The sequence below is a fragment of the Ezakiella peruensis genome, assembly GCF_900215725.1.
Lineage (GTDB): Bacteria > Bacillota > Clostridia > Tissierellales > Peptoniphilaceae > Ezakiella > Ezakiella peruensis.
The window spans coordinates 546775-571036 of sequence record NZ_LT962469.1; the positions used below are offsets into that span (position 1 = coordinate 546775).

The 24262-nt window shown below is 36.0% G+C and carries 21 protein-coding genes; 16 read left to right on the forward strand and 5 right to left on the reverse strand.

Going from position 1 to position 24262, the window contains the following annotated elements; all coding sequences use genetic code 11:
* Positions 1–122 precede the first annotated feature (122 nt).
* Positions 123–293, forward strand: a complete 171-nt coding sequence (locus CUU59_RS02615; protein WP_099950462.1) for a DUF362 domain-containing protein — start codon at positions 123–125, stop codon at positions 291–293.
* 134 nt (positions 294–427) lie between these two features.
* Here the strand turns inward: CUU59_RS02615 and rpsD are convergent, their stop codons facing one another.
* Both rpsD and CUU59_RS02625 read right to left on the reverse strand, forming a co-directional pair.
* The gene (gene rpsD, locus CUU59_RS02620) at positions 428–1018 is read right to left on the reverse strand and encodes a 30S ribosomal protein S4 (protein WP_099950463.1); all 591 of its coding nucleotides are present in this window, start codon (positions 1016–1018) and stop codon (positions 428–430) included.
* A gap of 150 nt (positions 1019–1168) precedes the next feature.
* Positions 1169–4144, reverse strand: coding sequence for a penicillin-binding protein 1A (locus CUU59_RS02625; RefSeq protein WP_099950464.1), 2976 nt, complete (start codon positions 4142–4144; stop codon positions 1169–1171).
* A 199-nt stretch (positions 4145–4343) separates the two neighbouring features.
* Here CUU59_RS02625 and CUU59_RS02630 point away from each other — a divergent pair, with 199 nt between their 5' ends.
* The 12 genes from CUU59_RS02630 (at position 4344) to CUU59_RS02680 (ending at position 14258) form a co-directional block, all read left to right on the forward strand.
* Entirely contained in the window at positions 4344–4595 is a 252-nt protein-coding gene (locus tag CUU59_RS02630) for an IreB family regulatory phosphoprotein (protein WP_103143222.1), read from the forward strand.
* Positions 4588–5004: a Holliday junction resolvase RuvX gene (gene ruvX, locus CUU59_RS02635; RefSeq protein ID WP_169922829.1), complete on the forward strand. Its 417-nt coding sequence runs from the start codon at positions 4588–4590 to the stop codon at positions 5002–5004. Before CUU59_RS02630 ends, ruvX begins: the two co-directional genes overlap by 8 nt.
* An 8-nt stretch (positions 5005–5012) precedes the next feature.
* Positions 5013–5258 (forward strand): DUF1292 domain-containing protein, encoded by a 246-nt coding sequence (locus CUU59_RS02640; RefSeq protein ID WP_099950466.1) that lies wholly within the window; start codon positions 5013–5015, stop codon positions 5256–5258.
* Positions 5259–5273: 15 nt separating this feature from the next.
* Positions 5274–6926 (forward strand): ribonuclease J, encoded by a 1653-nt coding sequence (locus CUU59_RS02645; protein ID WP_099950467.1) that lies wholly within the window; start codon positions 5274–5276, stop codon positions 6924–6926.
* Between the two features lie 24 nt (positions 6927–6950).
* Positions 6951–7442, forward strand: coding sequence for a QueT transporter family protein (locus CUU59_RS02650; protein WP_083427712.1), 492 nt, complete (start codon positions 6951–6953; stop codon positions 7440–7442).
* Entirely contained in the window at positions 7442–8479 is a 1038-nt protein-coding gene (gene mltG / locus CUU59_RS02655; protein WP_099950468.1) for an endolytic transglycosylase MltG, read from the forward strand. Before CUU59_RS02650 ends, mltG begins: the two co-directional genes overlap by 1 nt.
* Positions 8476–9687, forward strand: coding sequence for a peptidase U32 family protein (locus tag CUU59_RS02660; protein WP_099950469.1), 1212 nt, complete (start codon positions 8476–8478; stop codon positions 9685–9687). Before mltG ends, CUU59_RS02660 begins: the two co-directional genes overlap by 4 nt.
* A complete protein-coding gene (gene udk / locus CUU59_RS02665) occupies positions 9684–10307 on the forward strand; it encodes a uridine kinase (protein WP_075573770.1) in 624 nt (207 codons plus the stop codon). Before CUU59_RS02660 ends, udk begins: the two co-directional genes overlap by 4 nt.
* 2 nt (positions 10308–10309) lie before the next feature.
* Positions 10310–10471: a hypothetical protein gene (locus CUU59_RS08125; RefSeq protein ID WP_169922830.1), complete on the forward strand. Its 162-nt coding sequence runs from the start codon at positions 10310–10312 to the stop codon at positions 10469–10471.
* Between the two features lie 11 nt (positions 10472–10482).
* Positions 10483–11604 (forward strand): GspE/PulE family protein, encoded by a 1122-nt coding sequence (locus CUU59_RS02670; protein WP_099950470.1) that lies wholly within the window; start codon positions 10483–10485, stop codon positions 11602–11604.
* Positions 11594–12724 carry a type II secretion system F family protein gene (locus tag CUU59_RS02675; RefSeq protein WP_099950471.1) on the forward strand — a complete coding sequence of 377 codons (1131 nt, stop codon included), beginning with the start codon at positions 11594–11596 and terminating at the stop codon, positions 12722–12724. Before CUU59_RS02670 ends, CUU59_RS02675 begins: the two co-directional genes overlap by 11 nt.
* A gap of 64 nt (positions 12725–12788) precedes the next feature.
* Positions 12789–14258: a VanW family protein gene (locus CUU59_RS02680; RefSeq protein WP_099950472.1), complete on the forward strand. Its 1470-nt coding sequence runs from the start codon at positions 12789–12791 to the stop codon at positions 14256–14258.
* Here CUU59_RS02680 and CUU59_RS02685 read toward each other — a convergent pair.
* Positions 14247–15695 carry a hypothetical protein gene (locus tag CUU59_RS02685; protein WP_099950473.1) on the reverse strand — a complete coding sequence of 483 codons (1449 nt, stop codon included), beginning with the start codon at positions 15693–15695 and terminating at the stop codon, positions 14247–14249. The genes CUU59_RS02680 and CUU59_RS02685 overlap by 12 nt on opposite strands.
* A 53-nt stretch (positions 15696–15748) precedes the next feature.
* Here CUU59_RS02685 and uvrB point away from each other — a divergent pair, with 53 nt between their 5' ends.
* Together uvrB and uvrA are read left to right on the forward strand one after the other, a co-directional pair.
* Positions 15749–17731, forward strand: coding sequence for an excinuclease ABC subunit UvrB (gene uvrB, locus CUU59_RS02690; RefSeq protein ID WP_099950474.1), 1983 nt, complete (start codon positions 15749–15751; stop codon positions 17729–17731).
* A gap of 1 nt (position 17732) precedes the next feature.
* Positions 17733–20552, forward strand: a complete 2820-nt coding sequence (uvrA, locus tag CUU59_RS02695) for an excinuclease ABC subunit UvrA (protein ID WP_099950475.1) — start codon at positions 17733–17735, stop codon at positions 20550–20552.
* Between the two features lie 133 nt (positions 20553–20685).
* Here uvrA and CUU59_RS02700 read toward each other — a convergent pair whose 3' ends face one another.
* Together CUU59_RS02700 and CUU59_RS02705 are read right to left on the reverse strand one after the other, a co-directional pair.
* Positions 20686–22032: a radical SAM protein gene (locus CUU59_RS02700; protein ID WP_099950476.1), complete on the reverse strand. Its 1347-nt coding sequence runs from the start codon at positions 22030–22032 to the stop codon at positions 20686–20688.
* 287 nt (positions 22033–22319) lie between these two features.
* Positions 22320–22886, reverse strand: a complete 567-nt coding sequence (locus CUU59_RS02705) for an HD domain-containing protein (RefSeq protein ID WP_099950477.1) — start codon at positions 22884–22886, stop codon at positions 22320–22322.
* A gap of 123 nt (positions 22887–23009) precedes the next feature.
* On the opposite strand from CUU59_RS02705, the gene alr reads away from it, so the two are divergent.
* Entirely contained in the window at positions 23010–24170 is a 1161-nt protein-coding gene (gene alr, locus CUU59_RS02710; protein ID WP_169922831.1) for an alanine racemase, read from the forward strand.
* The last annotated feature ends 92 nt before the right edge of the window (positions 24171–24262 follow it).

Sequence of the window (24262 nt, forward strand, 5' to 3'; positions counted from 1 at the left end):
ATAATTTTATAAAAGTTAGTCATGACGAATTGAAAATGAAGAGAGTTTTCCTTGACATAAAGATATATTATGTTATAATATAAATAGAGCCTAAGAGCTTAAAAAATAAAGGAGGTAACACTATGACTTATCACATTACAGATGATTGTATCGCTTGCGGACAATGTGCATCAGAATGCCCTGTAGGTTGTATTTCAGAAGGTGACATTTACTCAATTGATGCTGATGAATGCATCGGATGCGGAAACTGTGCAGACGTATGTCCAACAGGTGCTTGTGTACCAGCTGAATAATTGGACTACATAGGAGACTAAAAGAAAAACGCCTTAGGGCGTTTTTTTAGTTCTAAAATTAAAGTTGTGGGAACAAAGTACCGCAGCTTTTTTAATAGTATGTAAAATAAAATAACTCCACGAGGGAGTTATTTTTAGTGTGAATAGTATTCAACAACAAGAACGTCTTGAATTTCAACTGGGATTTCATCTCTTTCTGGAGATTTGACAAGCTTAGCTGAAAATTTGTTTTCATCCTTTGTAATGTATGGATATGGGGAAGCTTGGCCAGCGAAATTTTCTTTGAACATTTCGTTTGAACGGCTTTTTTCTCTGAGAGAGATTTCATCACCAACTTCGATTTGATAGCTTGGACGGTCAATTTTGTGTCCGTTTACATGGATGTGTCCGTGTACTACCATTTGTCTTGCTTGACGAATTGATGATGCAAAGCCGGCTCTGTAAACCATGTTGTCTAGTCTTGTTTCAAGAAGTTTAACAAGTGCGTGACCTGTTTGTTCTTTTGATTTTCTTGCCTTGTCAAAGTACATTAACATTTGATTTTCTGGTACTTGATAGTAGGCTCTGAGTCTTTGCTTTTCTAGGACTTGTTCACCGTAGTTTGATAATTTTTTATCAGAACGTGCAGCTCCTTTTTTCATTCCATTGTTTGCTTTTGGAAGGTTAAATACATTAAGACCTAAACGTCTTACTACCTTCACTCTTGGTCCGTAAAAACTACTCATAATATTGAATCACCTTTCCTTAATTGGATTTGCCGCGGTATTCATTGTTTATTATAGACTATATGTTTCGTATTGTCAATACTTTTTGTGGAATTAAAAAAAATAACTGCTCTATATTAAAAGCAGTTATTAATTGATTTTATTTAATTTTTATTGCAACAAATCTATTGTGCTGGGCGGTTCTTTCTCATCTTTGTTTTCGTTATTTTCATTCTGATTTGGATCGAGCAAGTCTATTTGCCCTCCGTTTTCACCATTTTCTTCATTGTTGTTATTGTTATTCAAATAATCGTTTATATCGAATTCACCATCTCCATCTGGAGTTAATAGATCTATTATTTCGCTTTCACCAGTATTAGATTCGTTGTGTATATCACATGTCTGAGTTGGAACTCTGTATTGCATATCACTAGGGATAACTCCGCCGTGAGATTCTGGACTATAGGGTGGGGTGGTTTGAACACGTACAATCTTGGTCCTAGTTTCTTCTGGGCAGAAATCGTTTGCTAGCATGTTTGATTCTGTACATATCTCGACTTCTACATGAGCATCACATGGTGCTGATGGTTCGGTTCCTTTAATGAATATTTCAGAAATTACTGTTCCGCGCGGATCGCTTGAACAAAATTCGCTTGGACTTTTGCCAGACATTGTACATACTGATGAACGTACTATGCCTTCTGGCTGAGCAAATTCTGTTACGCTTGGCAGTCCCTCATGAACTTGGCTCATTACATACTGAAATAATTGAGCAGCGATCATTGAGTTTTGTTTCATGGTGATCTTTGGACTGTCACTGCCAATCCATGTGCTTGCAGCATAGTAATCAGTAAAGCCTGAGAACCATAAGTCCGCCGTGTATTGGGTGGTACCAGTTTTACCTGCAACTACTTGGCCAGGTATTTGTGCTCTGGTTCCAAGCCCGCGAGTTACAACTGTTCTTAAAATATCTTTCATTACATAAGCAGTTTGTGGCTTGGCTGCTTGTACTGGATTTTCTGTGTATTCCAAAAGGGTTGTTCCATCGTTATCAATAACTTTTGTATAAGATGTTGGTTTTAAATAAACGCCGTCATTTGCAATTGTACCAAAGGCTGCTGTAAGTGCAAGAGGGGAGAAGCCATTTGTCATTCCACCGAGGGCCAAGCTGGATGCGTTTTCGTCGTTAACTTCACTATTTTCAGAAGCGCTGACAAATGAATCGCGGTCTGGGTGTTCGGTATCGATGATGCCCATCCTTTCTAAATATGGCACAACTTTGTTTGGACCCATAGAATTTAAAACTTTAACTGCACTTACGTTTATAGATTGTTCAACAGCATATCTCAAGCTGTGAATTCCTCTAAATCCTAAATACCAGTTGTTTGGCCAAATTTTTCCATTGACAACAATTGGTACGTCGTCAATCGGGCTGGCAGCAGTATAACCATTTTCAAGGGCAGGCAAGTATACGCTTACCGGCTTTATGGTAGAACCTGGTTGCCTGTGGCTATCTGTTGCTCTGTTTAAAAATCTGTTGCCGTCTACGTCTCTACCACCAATCATAGCTAAGATGTGGCCTGTGTGGTAATCGACAATTATCATGGCAGATTGTGGTTGGGGAACGCCTTTTTTATTTCTGTAGACTTGGTTTCCATCGATGTGGAGGTAGTCCTCTTTATTTTTAAATAGGCTGTCGTTATTGGCTATTGCTTTTGAGCTGATAACGATTTCGCCGTTTTCAACCCAGAAGTCATCTTTGGCAATCGGTAGGCTGCCGACAATGTGGGTAACGAGTGTCTTTTTCTCATCAATTGTATAGTAGTCCTGAACGTCTATATTTGAATTATATGCCTTTAGCTTGCTGGACTTGATACAAAGGTTGCCGTTTTCGTCGTATCTCCATTCGCCAGGAGCCAAATAAATATCATCGCTATTTTGAACGATTAAATTGTCTTTGGCCAAATATATGAAATTGCCGTTTGAATCGACTAGGTTTCCGTATGCATCGGATGTGGTGTCCAGAATAATCGGCGCCCTCATATTATCGGTATTGCCAAATAGGATTTCAACAAAATTTTTGTAGGCGTCTTCCATTATTTTTTGGTAGCCGACATTAATTGTTGAATATATTTGGATACCGCCATAGAAGATTTTATTTTGGGCAATTTTTTTGCTCCAACCATATTTATCCATGAGGTCTTGCTCAACTTGCTTTAGGACATAGTCGGTAAAGTAGTTAGTAATGTCTGTTGTTTTTGTTTCACCAGGTTTTATTAGTGTTTTTCTATCAATACTCATAGCCTGGTCGTATTCTTCTTGTGTAATCTTACCGTACTTCAACATTTGAGAGAGTACGACATCGGTTCTTTGTTCGTTTTCTTCATTATAAACAAGGATGTAATTTTGATTTAAGAGTTCAATAAAGCCAACTTTTTCCATGGTATTTGGATCAAAGTGTTCAGGACTGACTCTCTTGTATGGGGGATACTTGGTAGGAGATTTAACAACTCCTGCAAGCATAGCGCATTCAACTAGGTTTAAGTCCTTGGCTGATTTTGAAAAATAAGTTTGAGCAGCTTCTTCGACTCCGTAGGCGTTTTGCCCAAGGGAGACAGTATTTAAATAGGCCTCAATAGTTTGATCTTTTGACATTTTCTTTTCAAGATCAATTGACATTGTGATTTCATGAATTTTACGCTTTAATTTTCTTTCGTTTGTAAGGTAAGTATTTTTTACAAGTTGCTGGGTGATTGTGGATCCACCACGTAATTGACCACTTGAAAATGCATCGCGAAAACTAGCCATGATACCTATTAGGTCCACGCCGTCATGCTCGTAGAATCTTTCATCTTCTATGGCTAGGAAGGCTTGGATTAATTGCTTTGGCATTTGTTCGATGCCAATTACCGTTCTGTATTCAGCGGTTTCAACTTTTTCTATTAAATTACCATCTAAATCATAAATCTTTGAAGTTTCGGTTAGGTTGTTGGCAATTATATTTGGATCAACCTCATCAACTTCTTTCATAATGCTAACGACAGATAGGGCAAGTAAGCTCCCAAATACAATGGTTACTATTAAAACAATATATATAATGTATACTATAAGTTTGCCAGGTGTTAGCACCTTATTTCTATGTGGCATATAAGTCTCCTTTTATATCAATAAATATAGGTTAATTATAACACATAAAATATTATTTTTCAAAAAAATTAATTTATTATTCGCAATTGTAAAATTATCATTGGATTTTAACCCTTAAAAAATATTCGACATTGATTTAAAAATATGTTATAATTATGACAATGGATATGCTGAATAAAATTTAAAAGAGGTGATAGATATGGATTTTGATCAAACGATGAGATTTGTTTCAAAGAAGGATACAGATTCTGAGCCAAGGGAAATTTTGGAAAAAGTTTACAGGGCTCTCGAAGATAAAGGTTATCAACCGGTAAATCAAATTATAGGATACTTCTTGTCTGGAGATCCAACATATATAACTAGTCATAACAATGCCAGAAATGAAATTGTTAAGATGGAAAGAGATGAATTGTTAGAAGCAATATTGAAGGAGTACTTGAATATTGAATAAAACAATTCTGGGACTAGATATAGGTGATAGTACAATTGGCGTGGCCGCTAGTGATCCTAGTGGCACTATTTGCATGCCAGTTGGAGTTATAAAAAGAAAATCAAAAGCAGAGGATATGGCTGACCTGCAAAAGATTATTGAAGAGCGAAATGTGGGTACTATTGTAATAGGATTGCCACTCGATATAAATGGCGAGCTTGGTCCTCAAGCGAAAAAAGTTAAGAAGTACACCTCTAATATTCGTAAGGCTACTGATTGTGAAATTGTTTTTGTAGATGAGAGATTTACATCTAGGATGGCAAACAACACACTAAGGACCTTGAATGTAAAAAGAGGTAAGGAAAAGGGTTATGAAGATGCACTTGCTGCATCTTATATTTTAGAGCTATATATTAAAAGGAATAGATAGGAGATTTTATGCCAGAGAGCTTGGCTGTTTTTAATGAAAGTGGGGAGGCTACAAACTATTTGGTGCAGGCTCGTTTTGATTTGAATGGGCAGGAGTATATTGCTATATCTTCTGCTGAGGATATGTCAGATGAGCTCTTGTTTTTGCGCGTAGAAATTGATGGGTCTGGGAATACCATCTATACCAAACCATTTCCCATGGAAACTAGAAAGTTAGAAGAAAAGTATAAGAGTATTAAAAAATTATTAAATTAAAATTTAGGAGGAATTATGAGTAACGGAGTAAAGATTATTCCTCTTGGAGGTCTCAAAGAGATCGGTAAAAATATAACAGCATATGAATATAAAGATCAGATTGTAGTTATCGATTGCGGAATGACCTTTCCAGGAGATGAGATGTTGGGGATTGATATTGTTATCCCCGATGTAAGTTATTTAATTGAAAACAAACACAAGGTAAAGGCGTTTTTTATAACGCACGGACACGAGGACCATATTGGGGCTATTCCTTATGTATTAAATCAAATTAATGCACCAATATATGCGACAAAGTTGACCTGCGCCCTTATTAGGAACAAGGTCAAGGAATTTAATTTAGCTTTAAATATAAATGAAGTGAATTATGGAGATGTAATTGATGTGGGAGCTTTTAAGGCAGAATTTGTAGCTGTCACTCACTCAATCCCTGATTCTGCTTCTATAGCTCTATACACACCTGTTGGCACTATCTTCCAAACTGGTGACTTTAAGATTGACTTGACACCTATTGATGGGGTTAGACCAGACCTAACTCGTATAGCAGAGATTGGTAAAAAGGGTGTTTCTCTCTTGTTAGCAGATTCAACAAATGTTGAAAGGCAAGGGCACACTTTAAGTGAGTCCACAATTGGAGAAACATTTAACGAATTATTTTCTAAAGCTGATGGCAGGATTTTGGTTGCGACTTTTGCTTCAAATGTGCACAGGGTTCAGCAAATTATTTCCGCTGCAGAAAAGCATGACAGGTTTGTGGCCTTGTCTGGACGATCTATGCTAAATGTAGCTAACACTGCTATTGAGATGGGATATATTAAAATAAAAGAAAAGACTTTGATTGATATTAATCAAGCTCACAATTACCCACCAAATAAGGTTTGTATTATAATGACGGGCTCACAAGGGGAGCCAATGAGTGCTCTTACCAGGATTGCAAATGATGAGCACAAGAAAATAAAATTAACAAGCAAGGATACGGTTATTATTTCAGCTAATCCAATTCCAGGAAATGAAAAATCAGTAACCGCTGTAATAAATAATTTGATGGCCAAGGATGCCAATGTAATTTATGATAAGATTGCAAACATCCACGTTTCTGGTCACGCTTGTGCAGATGAAATTAAACTTATGCACGCACTGGTAAAACCAAAGTTCTTTATGCCAGTTCATGGTGAAATAAAGCACCTTAAAACACACGCCTTGCTCGCTCAAGAAATGGGCATGGATAAGAAAGATATTTTTGTTCAATCCAATGGCGATGTTTTGGAACTTACAAAAAGAAGCTTGAAGGTTGTTGATCACATTGCTAATGAAGATGTCTTGGTTGACGGCCTTGGTGTTGGCGATGTTGGAAATATCGTTCTACGTGATAGGAAACACTTATCAGAGGATGGACTGATTGTTGTTACACTTACATTGTCAGCTGACGATGGTAGAGTACTTGCAGGCCCAGATATTATTAGCCGCGGCTTTGTATATGTAAAGGAAAGTGAAGACATAATGGAATCACTTTTGAGAAAGCTAAGGTCAGTTGTTCAAAGCTTGCAAGATAGAGGAATCGATGATTGGAATACTATGAAGACTACTATAAGAGATGAGTTGCGCAAATACTTGATGAGTACAACTGGTAGAAACCCAATGATTCTAACAATCTTTACAGAGGTGTAAAAAATTTAATTTAAGGAGAGAATTATGAGATACGACACAAAATATGTAACCAAGGCTGCACTCATAGCGGCGATGTATGTGGTTCTTATTGCAATTCAAATGATTCCTGCCGCCAGTTTAACTTTTGGAGCTGTTCAGCTTCGTTTGGCGGAGGGACTCACAGTGCTTCCATTTGTTGAAGCTGCTGCTGTACCGGGAGTTTTTGTTGGCTGCTTTATCAGCAATTTGATTTTAATGGCCGTTTCAGGTTTTGGACTGGTAGACCTAATATGTGGGTCACTAGTTACACTGGTTGCTGCTATTATTACCAGAAAAGCTAAAAACAAATTTATTGCATTTTTAAGCCCGGTTGTGCTAAATGGATTTTTAGTCAGCATTTGGGTTAGTTACTACACAGGTATTCCTTACTGGACTACTGTTTTAGGAATTATGGGAGGAGAAGCACTGAGTGTATTCATTTTTGGCTACGCAATTTTATATGTGTATGAAAGGTCAAAAATATTTAGGAGGTTTTAATGAATACAGCAGTTAAATGGATTTTAACATTTGCACTTTTACTAGCGATTGTATTTGCTGCAATTTTTGGTTTCAAGGCTTATAATAAGAGTATGTATAAGCCTGTAGATATAAATGACACAAACCTTTATGAGTTTTCAATTTCCAAGGGCAGCTCTTTGAGCACGGTTGCCTCATCTTTGTATGATATGAATCTTATAAAAAATGGGAGTGCTTTTATTTCAAGAGTTGAAGAGCTTGGACTTGAGTCAGAAATCCAATCTGGAAAGTTTAAACTCTCCAGGTCTATGGATGTTGATCAGGTGATAAATGAGTTGACAAAAAAGCCAGAGGTAGATATGGCTGGCAGTGTTAAACTTGTAATTCCAGAAGGTTTTGAAAGAAAGTTGATTGCAGCAAGGATAGAAGAACTTGGACTTGGAAGCTCTCAAAAGTTTATGGAATTAACTGAGGATAAGGGAATTTATGAAGAAGAATTTCCATTTTTAAAAACTTTGCCTCAAGGACAAAGCTTGGAAGGCTTTTTATTTCCAGCAACTTATGAGGTTTCAGCTTCTGAAGGGGAAGAAAGCCTTATAAAAAGAATGCTTACTGCCTTTGATGTTAGGATGGAACAAAACTTCAACCAAGGATCATATAATGGTCTTGATTTAAATCAAATGATTACTCTGGCATCGATAATCGAAAGAGAAATTAAAATTGATGATGAAAGACCTCTAGCTTCTTCTGTCTTTTATAATAGAATAAATCAAGGTATGAGGCTGCAATCATGTGCAACTGTGCAATATATAATTGGTGAGAGAAAGGCTGTTTTGACAAATGAAGAGACAAAAATAGATTCGCCATACAACACTTATATAAACGAAGGTTTACCACCAGCACCAATTGCTAGTCCAGGTATGAAATCCATTATGGCTGCTATTAATCCAGCGGATACAGAGTATTTATTTTTCGTAAAGACAGGTGAAGATGGATCTCACAGTTTTTCAAAAACTTATGAAGAACATCTGGAACATAAAAAGGACATGATAAGATGATAGAATTACTTGCACCAGCAGGAGATTTGCCTAGGCTAAAGACAGCATTAGATTATGGAGCTGATGCTGTTTATTTGGGCGGAATGAGCTTTGGCCTCAGAAAAGGCGCCACCAATTTTACAAAAGAAGAGATGATAGAGGGCGTGGAGTACGCTCATGAGCGTGGGAAAAAAGTTTATGTAACTTTAAATATTATTCCCCACGATGAAGATTTGGAAAATCTGGATGCCTATATAAAATTTTTATCTGATGCAAAAGTGGATGGGGTTATAGTTAGCGATCCAGGAATTATGATGAAGGTAAAAGAACTTTCTGATATGGAAATTCACATTTCCACCCAAGGGTCGGTAACTAATGCTCCAACTGCAAACTTTTGGTATCAGATGGGGGCTAGACGGATTGTTCTTGCAAGAGAGTTAAGCCTTGAAGAAATAAAAAGTATTAGAGATAATATTCCGGAGGACATGGTTCTAGAAGGTTTTTGTCACGGAGCCATGTGCATGAGTTATTCAGGCCGGTGTTTGATTTCAAGCTATATGACAGGCAGAGATCCCAACAGGGGGGATTGCGCACACCCCTGCAGATACAAATATCATTTGGTCGAAGAAAAAAGACCAGGCGAATATTTTCCAATAGAAGAAGTGGATGGCGGGACTTATATTATGAATAGTCGCGACCTAAGAACTATAGAATTTATTGATAAATTAATTGAAGCTGGTATTTATTCTTTGAAAATTGAAGGCAGAATTAAATCTGCTTATTATGTTGCAACAATTGTCAGGGCTTACAGAAAAGCCATTGACCAATATTTAAAATCACCAAGCGATTATAAGTTTGATGAAAAATATAATCAAGAAATTGAAATGACAAGTCACAGGCCATTTACATCTGGATTTTATTTTGGGAATCCTGGAGCAGAAGGCCAATACAATCAAAGCTCTAGTTATATATCAGAGGCTCAATACAAGGGTGATGTAGTCGAAGTAAAGAACAGCAGGCTCTATGTATATTTAAAGAATGGTATAAATGAGGGCGATGAGCTGGAAATTTTTGGACCAGACACCACTGACAAGGTGGTCGTAAAAGATTTAAGGGATAAGGATGGCAGGCAAATAGATAGGGCAAATGTTCCAAAGGACACTTACTCTTTTGTCTATGAAGGCCAAGCGAAAAATAATTATTTTGTAAGAAAGGTAATTGAAAAATGAAAAGACCACTTATAATCGGTATCACAGGCGGATCAGGCAGTGGCAAGTCCACAGTTGCAAAAAACATTATTAAAGAGATCCCAAAGATTAATGTCGCTATTATAAATCAAGATTCTTATTACAAGCCTCATGATGATTTGTCAATGGAGGAGAGGGCAAAGTTAAATTATGACCACCCACTTTCATTTGACAATGATTTGCTTGAACATCATTTACAAGAGCTTTTAAGGGGAAATTCTGTGGAAGTGCCGATTTATGATTTTACAATTCACACTAGATCAGAAGGTACTCTTACTGTTGAACCAAGGGATATTATTATCCTGGAAGGACTTTTTATTTTGTATGACGAACGCATTAGAGACTTGATCGACATAAAGGTCTTTGTAGATACTGATTCAGATGTCCGCATTATAAGAAGAATTTTAAGGGACATGAAGGAAAGAGCTAGGAGCTTGGATTCTATTATCTTGCAATATATGACTACGGTAAGACCTAGTTATATTAATTTTGTTGAGCCTACAAAAAGATTTGCAGATATAATTGTTCCTGAAGGCGGAGAAAACAAAGTGGCTATTGATCTTTTGTCTTCAAAAATAAAATCCTCTTTGGAGGAAATATAATTATGAATATTAAGTTTATACAAAAATTAGTAGACTACAATAAAATAGTCGGAGATAGGGGCTTCCTTGACCCGGCTATTTTTGTAGGCAAAGTTAAAGAACCCATCCAAGATGTTAGGGGCGTCAATGCAAAAATATATAAATTGACGATTATATTTTGGTAGACTTTGATCACATGCCAAAGAGTAAAGAAATTGCGCTTATAGAAGATGAACACGGGCCGTTTTTGTATAGGATTGTAAAAGCTAAATCCTATGCAGGAGATGACTTGGATGCGATTATAATAGATGCAATTGAAATGAGGGCAACCGATATTCACTTTGAACCCAAAGAAGATAAAATGGGAATTAGATTTAGGATTGATGGAGTATTGAAGCATATTTCTTATATGTACCAGGATTTTGATAGATTATCTAATATTATTAAAGTCAGGTCTGGCATGGATACTGTAAATAAAGAAATGCAAGACGGCAGCATGGATTTTAAAGACAATTCAAAAGATCTTAGCATTAGGGTGAGCAGTGTGCCTACGCAATTTGGCGAAAAATTTGTCTTGAGATTACTTAACTCCAATCAAATCGAATTGGATTTGATAAAGCTGGGTATGCCAGAAGATGTCCTTGATATTTATAAAAAATATATTAACAAAGAGGGTATGAATTTGGTGGTTGGTCCGACTGGCAGCGGTAAGAATACAACCATGCATGCAGCATTAAAGCTTCTCCCTCATCAAGAAAAAAATATTATAAGTATAGAAGACCCAATTGAATACCGGGCAGATGACATTACTCAATTAGAAGTTGACAATTCAAGGGGAAGGACTTTTAATAAATTACTTAGGGCATCGCTCAGGCAAGACCCAGATATTATTTACATTGGCGAAATCAGGGACGAAGAGACTGCACAAGTTGCAATGAGATCAGCTATAACAGGTCATACAGTTTTTTCAACATTGCATACAAGGGACGATAAAAATACTTATGATAGGCTTTTGGACCTGGGGGTTGAAGAATATATTTTAAAAACAGCAATCTCCACAATTATTAGCCAACGTTTGGTGAGGACCCTCTGCGATTGTAAAATAAAAACTGAGGATGGCCACTACATGGCAAATGGCTGTGATAAATGCAACAATGGCTATTATGGCAGGACAGGTGTCTTTGAATTGTCTGTTGCAGATGAAGGAAGAGGGGAATTTAGATTTAAAAAAATCATCGATAGGCAAGAATCTCTGAAAAGATTATATGAAGAAGGCAAGATTGATTTAAAAACCTTTGAGGAAGAAAATGATATATAATTACATTGAAGAGTCACAAGATGGCTACAAGCTAGGTATAGGCCCAATAGAAGAGCCAGTTGATAGATATATTTCTATAAAACCTTTGATTGAAAGCAAAAAGGAAACTTATAGGTTCTTAAAGGGGATTGAGATTTTAATTTCTCAGGGCGTAGACGTTTATACTGCGGTTGGCGTTTTGAGAAATTCAAATGAATACAAGAAAGAAAAGGCGACTCTGGATAAAATATATGGAAAAATGTCAGGGGGCCAAAGTTTTTACATGGCCTTGAAACTTTCAACTAGGCTGCCAGCTTATTATTTAAATCTGATAAAAGTTGCAGAGCTTAGCGATGATTTGCTTGAACCGATGAGAGAGGCAAACAGAATTTTAGAGAGAGGCAAGTCTGTAAAAAGAAAGGTTTTTAATGCCGTATCATATCCTGCGTTTTTGTTTTTCTTATCCTTGCTTATGCTGATTGTAATGAGCAATTTTATACTTCCTATGTTTGCGTCGCTCTATGAAGGCTTTGATGCAGATTTACCGAAAGTGACTAAGGTCGCCATAGGAATCGGCAAGGCTTTGTCAAATTATTTAATCTATTTTCTTGCAATAATTTTTATTATCTATATAGGTCTTGGATTTCTGTACATGGTCTCATATGATTTTTATATGCTGGTGGAGACCTACAAGTACAAGTATTCTTTATTTAGAAAACTCAGACAAGATTATTTTTTAGAAGCATTTTTTAAAAAGTTTAACATTTTGTATTCTAGACTAGAAAACACTTATGCTTCTTTGGGCCACATAAGTAGTTCTGAAGAAAATTTATTTTTAAGATTAAATCTTATAAAGCTTACAAATGAAGTCCAAGCAGGCAAAGACTTTGTAAGCATAGGATCCGAATCTTATGTATTTACTGAATTTTCGACTGCACTTTTTACTGGCGTTATGACAAGCGAAGCTATGAAAGAAGTTTCAGCAAATCTGGCAGATTTATACAAAGAATCTGTGGATAATAGGTTAGAAAATTTGGCCAAGTGGATATCACCAATTATAACATTGATAGTTGGAGTAATTATTGGTATAATGGCTATAGGAATTGTTGCTCCGATGTTTAATTTGGCAAATATAATTTAAGTTGAATAAATATTAGCCTATGGGGTAAATTTCATATATAGAAATTATTTTGGGAGATAAATGAATGAATAAAAAAACAATAATCACGACTTCAATTATACTTGCTTTATTAATTTTAGCAGGTGCCATATATTATTTTTACAATAATCAAAAAGAAGAGGAGAAGAAAAGGCAAATTTTATCTAGCGACCTAATTTATGATGGAATTAGCGTTGATAATATAGATTTGTCCAAAAAGACTAGAGACCAAGCATTGGAAGAGGTAAAGTCACAGGTTGAAAGTATTTTAAATAAAAATTTTAAAATTATAATTGATGAAAACACCTATGAAAGCACTTTAAAAGATCTTGGCTTAGAAATAAATTATACCAAGGCAGTAGATGATGCCTATAATTTTGGTAGAAGAGGGTCTAGTGAATCTAGGCTTGCTATTATAAATGAGGCCAAGGAAAATCCTATAAATTTTGAAACTAAGACCAGTATTAATTCCGATACTCTAAAGGCTTATATAGAAAATATAAACAAACAACTTTTAAAAGAGCCTGTTGAAGCTCATGTTGAGTTTACCGAAGAGGGATTTAATATCATAGAAGGCGAAAATGGAGTAGAAATAGATGCTGAAGACTTGGCAAAGAAGATTAAAAATGCAGTAAAATCTGGAGATGAGAGCGTCACAGCAGATGTCAAAGTAAAAGAAGCCAAGACTTCTAACGAAATGCTTGGAAGAATAAATGGAGTCATTGGAGAATTTCAAACTCCACTGGGAAATGGCACTCAAGGCAGGAATGAAAATATAAGATTATCTTGCAAGAGAATAAGCGACAGGGTTATTATGCCAGGAGAAAGTATTTCATTTAACGATGAGATGGGAGAGATAACCGCACAAAACGGTTACAAGATGGCTTCTACTATTGTAGGAGGAAAATATGTAGACTCTTTGGGCGGTGGCCTTTGCCAAACATCAACTACTCTTTACAATGCTCTTGTCAGGGCAGATGTAGAAATTATTGAGAGACACCCGCACTCAATTGCAGCTCCATATGTTGCAGTTGGAGCAGATGCTGCTGTGTGGAAGGGCGCCAAGGATTTAAAATTTAGAAATAATTGGGATTTCCCAATTATTATTAAGTCTTGGGTCGACAATAAAAATATTTATTTTAAAATATACGGCGACACCAAAGAAAAGAATTATGATATTGATTTACAAACTACAATTGTTTCAAGAATTCCTAGAGGCCGGGTTGAAAGGCAAACAGATGCCATCCAAGCAGGACAGGAAAGAGTTGTGAGCGGAGGAAGGGATGGGATAAATGCTGTTTCCACAAAAATTTACAAAAAAAATGGGCAAAAGTTCAAGGAGATAGGCTACTTGAAAAGCTCTTACCCAATGCAAAATGCTATTGTAGAAGTAGGGACAGGCACTGTAGAGTCGGATCCAAATGCTGGTGCAGAAAATCCATCTAGCGAAAATCCAGAAACTGAAGAATCAGATGTTGATGAAAATCCAGTAGACACAATCGACCTACTTCAATAAATCTATATTTAATAAGTTATTATGACTTTCAACCATTAAAGAATTTGTCTTTGCTGAGTAAAATATATTTTTACATGGCAGTTGGACAATCGTTTTAATAGATTGATTTTTATAGATCGAGAGTTTTATTGTGCTCTCGATTTTTTCTTTTATAACAAGATTATCATTTTGGTCATAGGAAATACCTTTTATATTTCCCTGCATGATTTCTTTATTGAGTCCAGATTTTAGAGAGTATACAATGAGCTCGGCATTATTTGATCCAGGACTTTGCTTAAGGTAGGAGATGAATTCACTATTGATAACTGGCTTGGCTCCCTTGCCGAGAAAGGCTAGGCTGTAGTTTGAATCAATGCGGTATACGAGATTTCCATCTTTGCCAATGGTTTCTATTACAAGGTCCTTGCCGTTTGTAGCTATGGACTTAATCAAAAAACTCATTTGCTTAATCTCTTCTAATTCTGAGTCTTGAGATTTAAATAATTTTGAACTTGTGCTGTTGTTGGTTATAAAGAAAATTTTATCATCGTAGACAGCAAAGTCATCTGGATATAAATCTCCTAAGTCAAAAGTTTTTATATCATCTGTCTCAGGATTAAAAATATAAAATTTAGATGTCGGCTCACATGATTGAAAATATATTTTAGAAGTCTTGGGGTCTCGTTTTATATTTGTAAATTCTTCTTTAAGTTTATTTATTTTCAAACTTTCGTTTTTGGGTATATTATAGAAGTAGATGTCATCTGATTGTTTATACAAAAAGAAATCACCACTTGCAAAACCAATCGATTTATCGAAAGGTATTTTTTTTGAAATTTCAAATTTATTTTCATTTACAATTTCTTTGCTGGAATCACTGATGGCAAAACGTATGGAAGCATTTTCTTGGTCTTGATCGACTAGCGGATAATACAGGGTCCACATTAGGCCCTTTGTAGTACGCATGAGCTTGATATCCAAGGGATCATATATTATACTGGGATATGTTTCTTTGATTATAGCCTTTGCAGTATCGGTATCCATATTTGGCCTTAAAAAATCGAAATCAGAATCCAGTCTTAATTTATAGTTTTGTTTATTATAAGGGTTGATGCCTCTAAGAACAATTTTTATTACAGGTTTTTGTAGGCTATCATTTTTTACAACGGGGCCTTTTAATTTAACAATGATTTCATCTTCGCTTTGCTTTAGATCAAGGACTTTTATATTGGTCCTATCTGTTAATGGGCAGACGATAGTGAGCTCTACATCTATTGAGCCCACGGGTTTCATTTCCCAGGAAATTTCATTGTTGTTGTAGTCACTTATATAATCTATGGATTTTAAATCGTATTCGATGGGGATATAATTAATCCCAGTTTTAGGATCATCTTTTATAAGCACATCGCATCCAGACAAAAATATTATAAAGATAAGTAAAATTAATTTTCTTTTCATTTTATCACCATATTAATTTTACATAATATATTAAAAATATACAAGGAGGGACCATGAACTTTAAGTTACATTCCAAATTTCAACCTACTGGTGACCAGCCAGAAGCTATAGAAAAAATTTCCAATTCAATATTAAAGGGCGAAAGATTTCAAACTCTAAAGGGGGTTACGGGATCTGGTAAAACTTTTACTATGGCAAATATTATAAACAAAGTTCAAAAGCCAACCCTTGTAATTGCACATAACAAAACACTTGCTTATCAGCTTTGCATGGAGCTTAGGGAATTTTTCCCTGAAAACGCAGTTGAATATTTTGTATCCTACTATGACTATTATCAACCTGAAGCCTATGTGCCATCGACAGATACTTATATAGCCAAGGACTCGGCTATTAATGATGAGATCGATAAGCTTAGGCACTCGGCTACAGCGGCTCTTTTTGAAAGAAAGGATGTAATTATAGTTGCATCTGTATCCTGCATTTATGGTTTGGGCGATCCAGAAGACTATATTGATCTGATGGTTAGTTTGAGACCTGGGATGATTAAGGATAGGGACAAGGTTATAGAAGAGCTTATAGCCATCCAATATATGAGAAATGATATTAATTTTGAACGCGGGACTTTTAGGGTCCGTGGAGATATTTTAGATATTTTTCCTGCCAGCGAAAGTGAAAACTGCATTCGGTTAGAATTTTTTGGAGATGAGATTGATCGTATTTCAGAAATAAATCACCTAACAGGAGAAGTGCTGGGCGAATTAAAACACGCAAGTATTTTCCCTGCATCACACTTTGCGACTTCGCAGGCTAAGATTGATCGAGCGATTACAACTATAGAAGAAGAACTCGAGGACAGACTAAAAGAACTGAGGGACATGGACCATCTCCTATATGCAGAACGTCTTGAGCAGAGGACAAGATATGACCTTGAAATGCTAAGAGAGATTGGTTTTTGCTCTGGAATTGAAAACTACTCCAGGCATATTTCAGGTCGGGCACCAGGCAGCAGGCCATATACTCTAATCGATTATTTTCCAGAAGATTTTTTGATTATAACCGACGAAAGTCACGTAACTATTCCACAGATAAGGGGCATGTACGCAGGTGATAGGTCGAGGAAGGAGACCCTAGTTGAATACGGTTTTAGGTTGCCGTCTGCACTTGATAATAGACCGCTTAATTTTACTGAGTTTGAAAAGCTGATCCACAATATTTTATTTGTTTCAGCTACACCTGGGCCTTATGAGTTGGAAAAATCAACCACGCTTGCAGAACAAGTCTTAAGGCCTACAGGTCTGTTGGATCCAGAAATTATTGTCCATCCAATTGAAAATCAAATCGATGATTTGATTGAAAGGATTAAAGATAGAATTGAAAAGAACGAAAGGGTATTAGTTACAACTCTTACCAAGAAAATGGCAGAAGACTTGTCAGATTATCTTGATAATATAGGTATAAAAGTTAGATATATGCACTCGGATACAGAGACAATTGACCGGATGCAGATAATTAGAGAACTGCGTCTGGGTGAATGCGATGTACTGGTTGGCATTAACCTTTTAAGAGAGGGTTTAGACTTGCCAGAGGTAAGTTTGGTTGCAATCTTAGACGCAGACAAAGAAGGCTTCTTAAGATCTGAAACATCTTTAATTCAAACTGTTGGTAGGGCCGCCAGAAATGTAAATGGCCAAGTAGTAATGTATGCAGATAGGATTACTGATAGCATGAAGAAGACCATTGAAGAAACTAAAAGGCGGAGAGAAATTCAAGAAGCCTACAACAAAGAGCACGGCATAGTTCCAAAGTCTATAGTAAAGGATGTTAGAGAAGTTATTGGAATTATGAAGGGAGATACAAATAAAGCTCCTAAAAAGACTGAGACTCTTAGCAAAGATCAAATACTTGAAATTATTAAAGAATATAAGGCCAGCATGCTAGAAGCTGCAGAGCGTCTTGAGTTTGAAGAGGCTGCAAGGCTTAGAGATGAAATGGTTAATTGGCAAAAGAAATTAGAAAAAATTGAGAGGAAGAAATAATTTGAACGAATACATTGAAATAAAAGGTGCACATGAAAATAATTTAAAAAATATTTCTGTTAATATTCCTAGGAATAAAATGACAGTTATTACAGGCCTATCGGGTTCTGGCAAGAGCTCATTGGCCTTTGATACAATTTATGCAGAAGGCCAACGCAGGTATGTAGAAAGTTTGTCTGCATACGCCAGGCAATTTCTTGGCAATATGACAAAGCCAGCTGTTGAATATATTGGTGGACTTAGTCCGTCTATTTCAATTGATCAAAAAACTACAAATAGGAATCCACGCTCAACTGTGGGGACTGTTACAGAAATTTACGACTATTACAGGCTGCTTTACGCCAGAATTGGCAAGGTTCACTGCCCAAAATGTGGCAAGTTAATTGAAAAACAATCTATCGATCAAATGGTCGACAAGATTATGAGTCTAGATGAAGGCGAAAAGATGATGATAGTTGCACCAATTGTCAGAAGCAAAAAAGGCGAGCATAAAAATGTTTTTAAGCAAATCCAACAAGACGGCTATGTACGCGTCTATGTAGATGGAGAACTTTATGATATTGAAAGTGTGCCAGAACTTGAAAAAAATAAAAATCACAATATTGCAGTTGTCGTCGACAGACTTATTAGAAGGGATAATATCGAAAAGCGTTTGGTTGACTCGCTTGAAACGGCTCTTGAATTAGGCAATGGCTATATAGTTGTGGAAACGTCCAAGGAAAATATTCCTTTTAGTGAAAATTTTGCATGTATAGATTGTGGAATTTCATTCGAGGAGGTTTCTACCAGACTTTTTTCATTTAACTCCCCCTTTGGGATGTGCGAAACTTGTAATGGCTTAGGATTTTTCCAAACTATTAATCCCGATAGGCTTATTACAAATGGTGAGCTTTCAATCAAGCAAGGGGCAATTGCAAGCTACGGCAATACCGACATGGATTCATTTTATATGAAGATGTTTGCTGAAATTGCCAAACACTGGAACTTTAGCTTAGATGCACCGATTAAAGAAGCTCCAAAAGGGATGATAGATGAAATTCTTTATGGGACTAATTATGCTGTTAAATTCACATATAAGTCAGGCTTTGATAGGACTGGTAGGAGAAAAACTGTAACTAGGAGATGGGAAGGCGCTGTAAACAATTTACAAGAACGTTATGACAATTCCTCTAGCGATTGGGTCCAAGAGGTAATTGGAGAATTTATAGAGGAAGTTCCGTGTAAAACTTGCGGAGGCAAAAGACTAAACAAGGAAGCTCTTAGCGTAAGAGTTGGCGGCTTAAATATTGCTGAGCTAACTGAACTGGATGTTGAAAAAGAAATTGAGTTTTTCGAAAAACTAGAGCTCACTGAAATGGAAAATAAAATTGCAGAAGAGATTTTAAAAGAAATTAAAGAAAGGCTTGGATTTTTAAAAGATGTTGGCCTTGGCTATTTAAATCTCTCTAGGATGGCAGGAAGTTTATCGGGCGGTGAGTCACAAAGGATTAGATTGGCAACTCAAATCGGATCAAAGTTAGTCGGTGTAACTTATGTACTTGACGAGCCATCCATCGGCCTTCACCAAAGAGACAATGCTAAACTTTTAAAAACTTTGAGAGAGCTAACTGATATTGGCAATACTGTTTTGGTTGTAGAACACGATGAAGACACCATGAGAGAGGCTGATTATATTTTGGATATTGGACCTGGCGCTGGAGTTCACGGTGGAGATATTGTAGCTTTTGGCACGCCAAAGCAGGTTATGAGAAATAAAAAGAGTATAACTGGCCAATATTTATCTGGTAAAAAGAAAATTGAAGTTCCAAAAGAACGCCGCAAGCCAGTTGATTTTGTCACGATTAAAAACGCTCATGAAAACAATTTAAAAAATATTGATGTTAAAATTCCAACTGGAGTTATAACAGCTGTTACAGGTGTAAGTGGATCAGGCAAAAGCTCTCTGGTAAATGAGATTTTATACAAGAACTTGGCCAGAGATTTAAATAAATCTAAAATCAAGCCAGGAAAATCAGATGGAGTTGAAAATGATCAAGTCTTTGACAAGGTGGTTGTTATTGACCAATCGCCAATAGGTAGAACGCCAAGATCAAATCCTGCGACATACACCGGAGTCTTTGATGGAATCCGTGATGTCTTTGCAATGACCAATGAAGCTAAGGCAAGAGGCTACAAAAAAGGCAGATTTTCTTTTAATGTAAAAGGCGGCAGGTGCGAGGCCTGCAAGGGCGACGGCATTATAAAAGTTGAAATGCATTTCTTGCCAGACGTATATGTTCCTTGCGAAGTATGCAAGGGCAAGAGGTATAATAGGGAGACATTGGAAGTTAAATTTAAAGATAAAACTATTTCCGATGTTTTAGATATGACTGTTGAAGAAGCCATGTATTTCTTTGAAAACCATCCAAAGATAAGTCGTAAGCTAGAAACCATGTACAATGTTGGTTTGGGCTATATAAAATTAGGACAAAGCTCCACGAGTTTGTCTGGTGGGGAAGCACAGAGAGTTAAACTTGCGACAGAACTTTCTAAACGAGCAACGGGGAGGACCATATATATACTCGACGAACCGACCACGGGTTTGCATTCTGAGGACGTATCAAAACTAATCCAAGTCTTGGACGAATTAGCTGAGGGTGGCAATACAATTGTTGTTATTGAGCACAATTTAGATGTTATAAAAACTTCTGACTATGTGATTGATCTTGGACCAGAAGGTGGCGATAAGGGAGGCACAGTTGTTGCCCAAGGAACGCCTGAAGAAGTTGCAAAGGTAAAAAAATCCTATACAGGACAATTTTTAAAAAAGTTACTGGATTAAAAATTATATAATTTAAAAAAGAGCCTAGGATTTTTTCCTAGGTTCTAAGATAATATTTAGCAGGCATTATAAGAAATATCGCTTGCTATCTTATTCTTTAATTTTATTTTTCAATCGCCATTTAATTTAGAAATTACTTGGCAATTTTTTCTTGCTTTTTACTTTGACTTTCTGCCCAAAGTTTGTCTGCTGTTGGTGACCAGGCCTCAGCAGCATTTTTGACTTTGGCACTTAGGTCATCAATATTTTCAGGTGCCTCCATATCGGTTGATTTAGCACCAGAAGCGTGAACCATTTTTTGCAGCATGCCAGGATTGTCAAGTAGGGGACATGGCTTTAGGTGATTGTCATTAAATGGTTGATTGCTTTGATATTGTTTAAAGAGGTCGCTTTGTAGACATTCAACTAAAGTGTGCTCTTTAATATTTACATTTGAATAGTGGATGAAGGCGCAGGGTTCGACATCTCCATTGGCATTAATATGCAAGTAATTTCTGCCACCTGCAATGCAACCGTGGACATATTCTCCGTCATTCCAAAAATCAATCGTAAAAATTGGTTTAGTTTTTCTATAATTTCTTATTGCATGATACATTTGTTCTCTTTGTTCAGGTCTAACCATTAAATCGGTTGTTGAATTTACACCTATTGGCATAAAAGTAAAGAACCAAGCATAGAGGGCTCCTTTTTCAATCATCCAATCAAAATAAGCTTCGCTGCTTAGAGAGTCAACATTTTGACTGGTGTAGCAGCAAGATGCACCAAAGGGTAGCTTATATTTTTTAAGAATATCCATGGCTTCTTCAATTTTTTTAAAGACTCCGTTGCCTCTTCTAAAGTCAGTTGCATCTTCAAAGCCTTCTACCGAAATGGTTGGTATAAAGTTTTTCACTCTGAGCATTTCTTTGGCGAAATCTTCGTCAATCAAAGTGCCGTTTGTAAATGAAACAAAAAGGCAGTCAGGGTGGGCTTCACATAGTTTTATAATCCTATCTTTGGCTACTAGAGGCTCGCCGCCTGAAAAGAGATAAACTGAAATTCCCAATTCTTTTCCTTGCCTAACGATCGAATCCAGAGTTTCAAAATCTAAATTTAATTTGTTTCCGTACTCACTGGCCCAACATCCAATACATTTTAAATTACAACCACTGGTTGGATCCATTAAAATAGTCCAGGGGATAGAGCAGTCATATTTTTTCATCATCTTAGGGCGTTTGTCCTTCCAGTTTATATACCCGTTGACAAAAAAGTTTACAAGGATGGTTTCTCTAACGCCTTTGTCTATGTCCCAAATACTTTCTATTAATGGATACCAGTTGGAATTTTTATCCAGAGCAGCTTCTTTTATTTTGTGAAAGCTAGGGTCATCCTTGACTCCTGGCAAATATTTTTCGGCCCAGGCAACTGCTTTTGGAATATTCTCGTCTGGATTGGAGTTTAAATAGCCTATTAATTTTTTCATTGCATAATCTTTAATCATAAAATTCCTCTTTTCTATGTTTTATAATTTGATAATACAAAACTCTCAGTTACCAATAAAACTCATTTACCTATGTATTTTAAAAGCTTATGAGGAGTAAAATATTATCCTTAAAAACACTTTACCCACAAGTGTGTATAATTAAACAAACGAGTAACAATTTATATGAGATATTTTTTACGAAAAATTTCAAAAAAATAATGGCTTGCTAGCTAATATTTATAGCTTACAAGCCATTATCAAGAAGCAAATAAAATTTAAATTTATCTGCATTTAGTTAAAAAATTTTATTTAAAATATTTTTTTGCGTTTTCTAAAACATAATTATAAATTTCATCATTAAATTCTTTGATTGGTTCCATGCGTTTTAAAAAACTTTCCCAGCTGACTTTATATTCTAGCCAAGTTCCACCATTGTTATAGATGTTATTTATTACGGGTTGTAAGCGATCCATGGCATTGGCGTATTTTGCCTCAGGAGTTTTGCATTCGTCAAATTCAATCCAAAGATTTTTTAAATCTTCGCCCAAATCTCCAGGCAAAATTCCATAAATTCTCTCGGCAGCTTTTTGCTCACGCTCGGCCTTGTCTTTATAGCCTTCTGTATCGTAGGCAAAAGTATCGCCAGCATCAATTTCAACCAGGTCATGGACCAAGAGCATTCTAATGCATTTATCTATATCTACATCTCCTGCGTAGTCTTGGAAAATAATTCCCATAGTTGCGATAGAAAAACTGTGCTCAGCATCGTTTTCTCTTCTATCTAATCCAATTATTTTGGTTCTTCTTTCTATTGTTTTCATTTTTTCAATTGTTGTTACGAATTCTATTTTTTTCATTAAATTTTCTTGCATAATTCACCTCAAATATATTATACCATATGATCTATATTTCTCAAATATGCAAAAAAATATTGTCTAGGTCAATGCTTGAAAAAACTGGGCTTTTGTGGTATATTTTATATGAAGGTGGAGAATATGAATTTTGAAGATATAAGGCCTTGTTGGTTGGAAATAAATTTAGATAATTTATGCCACAATATACATATTATCAAGGAACACTTAAATCCAAATAGTGAAATAATGGCAGTAATTAAAGCTAATGCATACAATCATGATGCGATTACTATTGCAAAAAAATTGCAGGAGATTGGAGTGCACCGTTTTTGTGTGTCCATTTTAAGCGAGGGGCTTGAACTTAGAAATGCTGGTATCAATGATCCGATTTTACTTTTAAATTATGTCAGAGATACTGAAATAAAAGAAGCTATAGTGAAAGACCTAGAAATGACTGTTTACGATATGGAGCAGGCTAGGCTTATAAATAAAATTGCTGGCGAACTAGGTAAAAAAGCTAAAATTCATATCAAGATTGATACTGGTATGAGTAGGATTGGATTTTTGCCAGGCACTGTTGCTTTTGGAAAGATAATGGAAATTATTTCTTTTGAAAACATTGAGTGCGATGGTATCTACAGTCATTTTGCAACTTCGGACATGGTTGACCTTGGAAACACAAGGAAGCAATATCAAATATTTTCTACTTTTGTAAGTTCGATTGAACATGCTCTTGGAAAAAAATTAAAAAAACATATTTCAAATTCCGGTGCGATTATGGATTATCCTGAGTTTGATCTTGACTATGTAAGGCCTGGAATTATCATGTATGGTTATCCGCCTTCAGGTCAAATGAGAAGCAAATGGGATTTAAAACCACTAATGACTTTGAAAGCTTTGGTCAGCAATTTAAAAATTTTACCTGAGGGAAGTGGAGTAAGTTATGGCCAAACCTTTGTTACAAAACGCATTACAAAAGTTGCTACAATTCCACTAGGTTATGCTGATGGGATTTCACGCCTTCTATCAAACAAATTTTCAGTAAACATAGATGGGAAGAAAGCTCCATCAATAGGTAATATTTGTATGGACCAATTTATGGTGGACGTTACTGATAATAGCGATGTAAAAATAGGCGATGAAGTAGTTATCTTTGGCTCAGGAGAAGGGGATACAACTTTACCAGAACTTGCGGCCATCATGGGTACTATCCATTATGAAATAATGTGCATGCTATCACGCAGAATTCCAAGAGTTATCATCGATAAAGGTGAGGTTAAGGATATTATAAACTATGTATAGGATGTGCACATATGAATAATAAGAACAATCAAAAGCTAGATAAGGCAAGTATAAAAGAAAACAATTTGCAAAAACAGGATGTTAAAAAAATA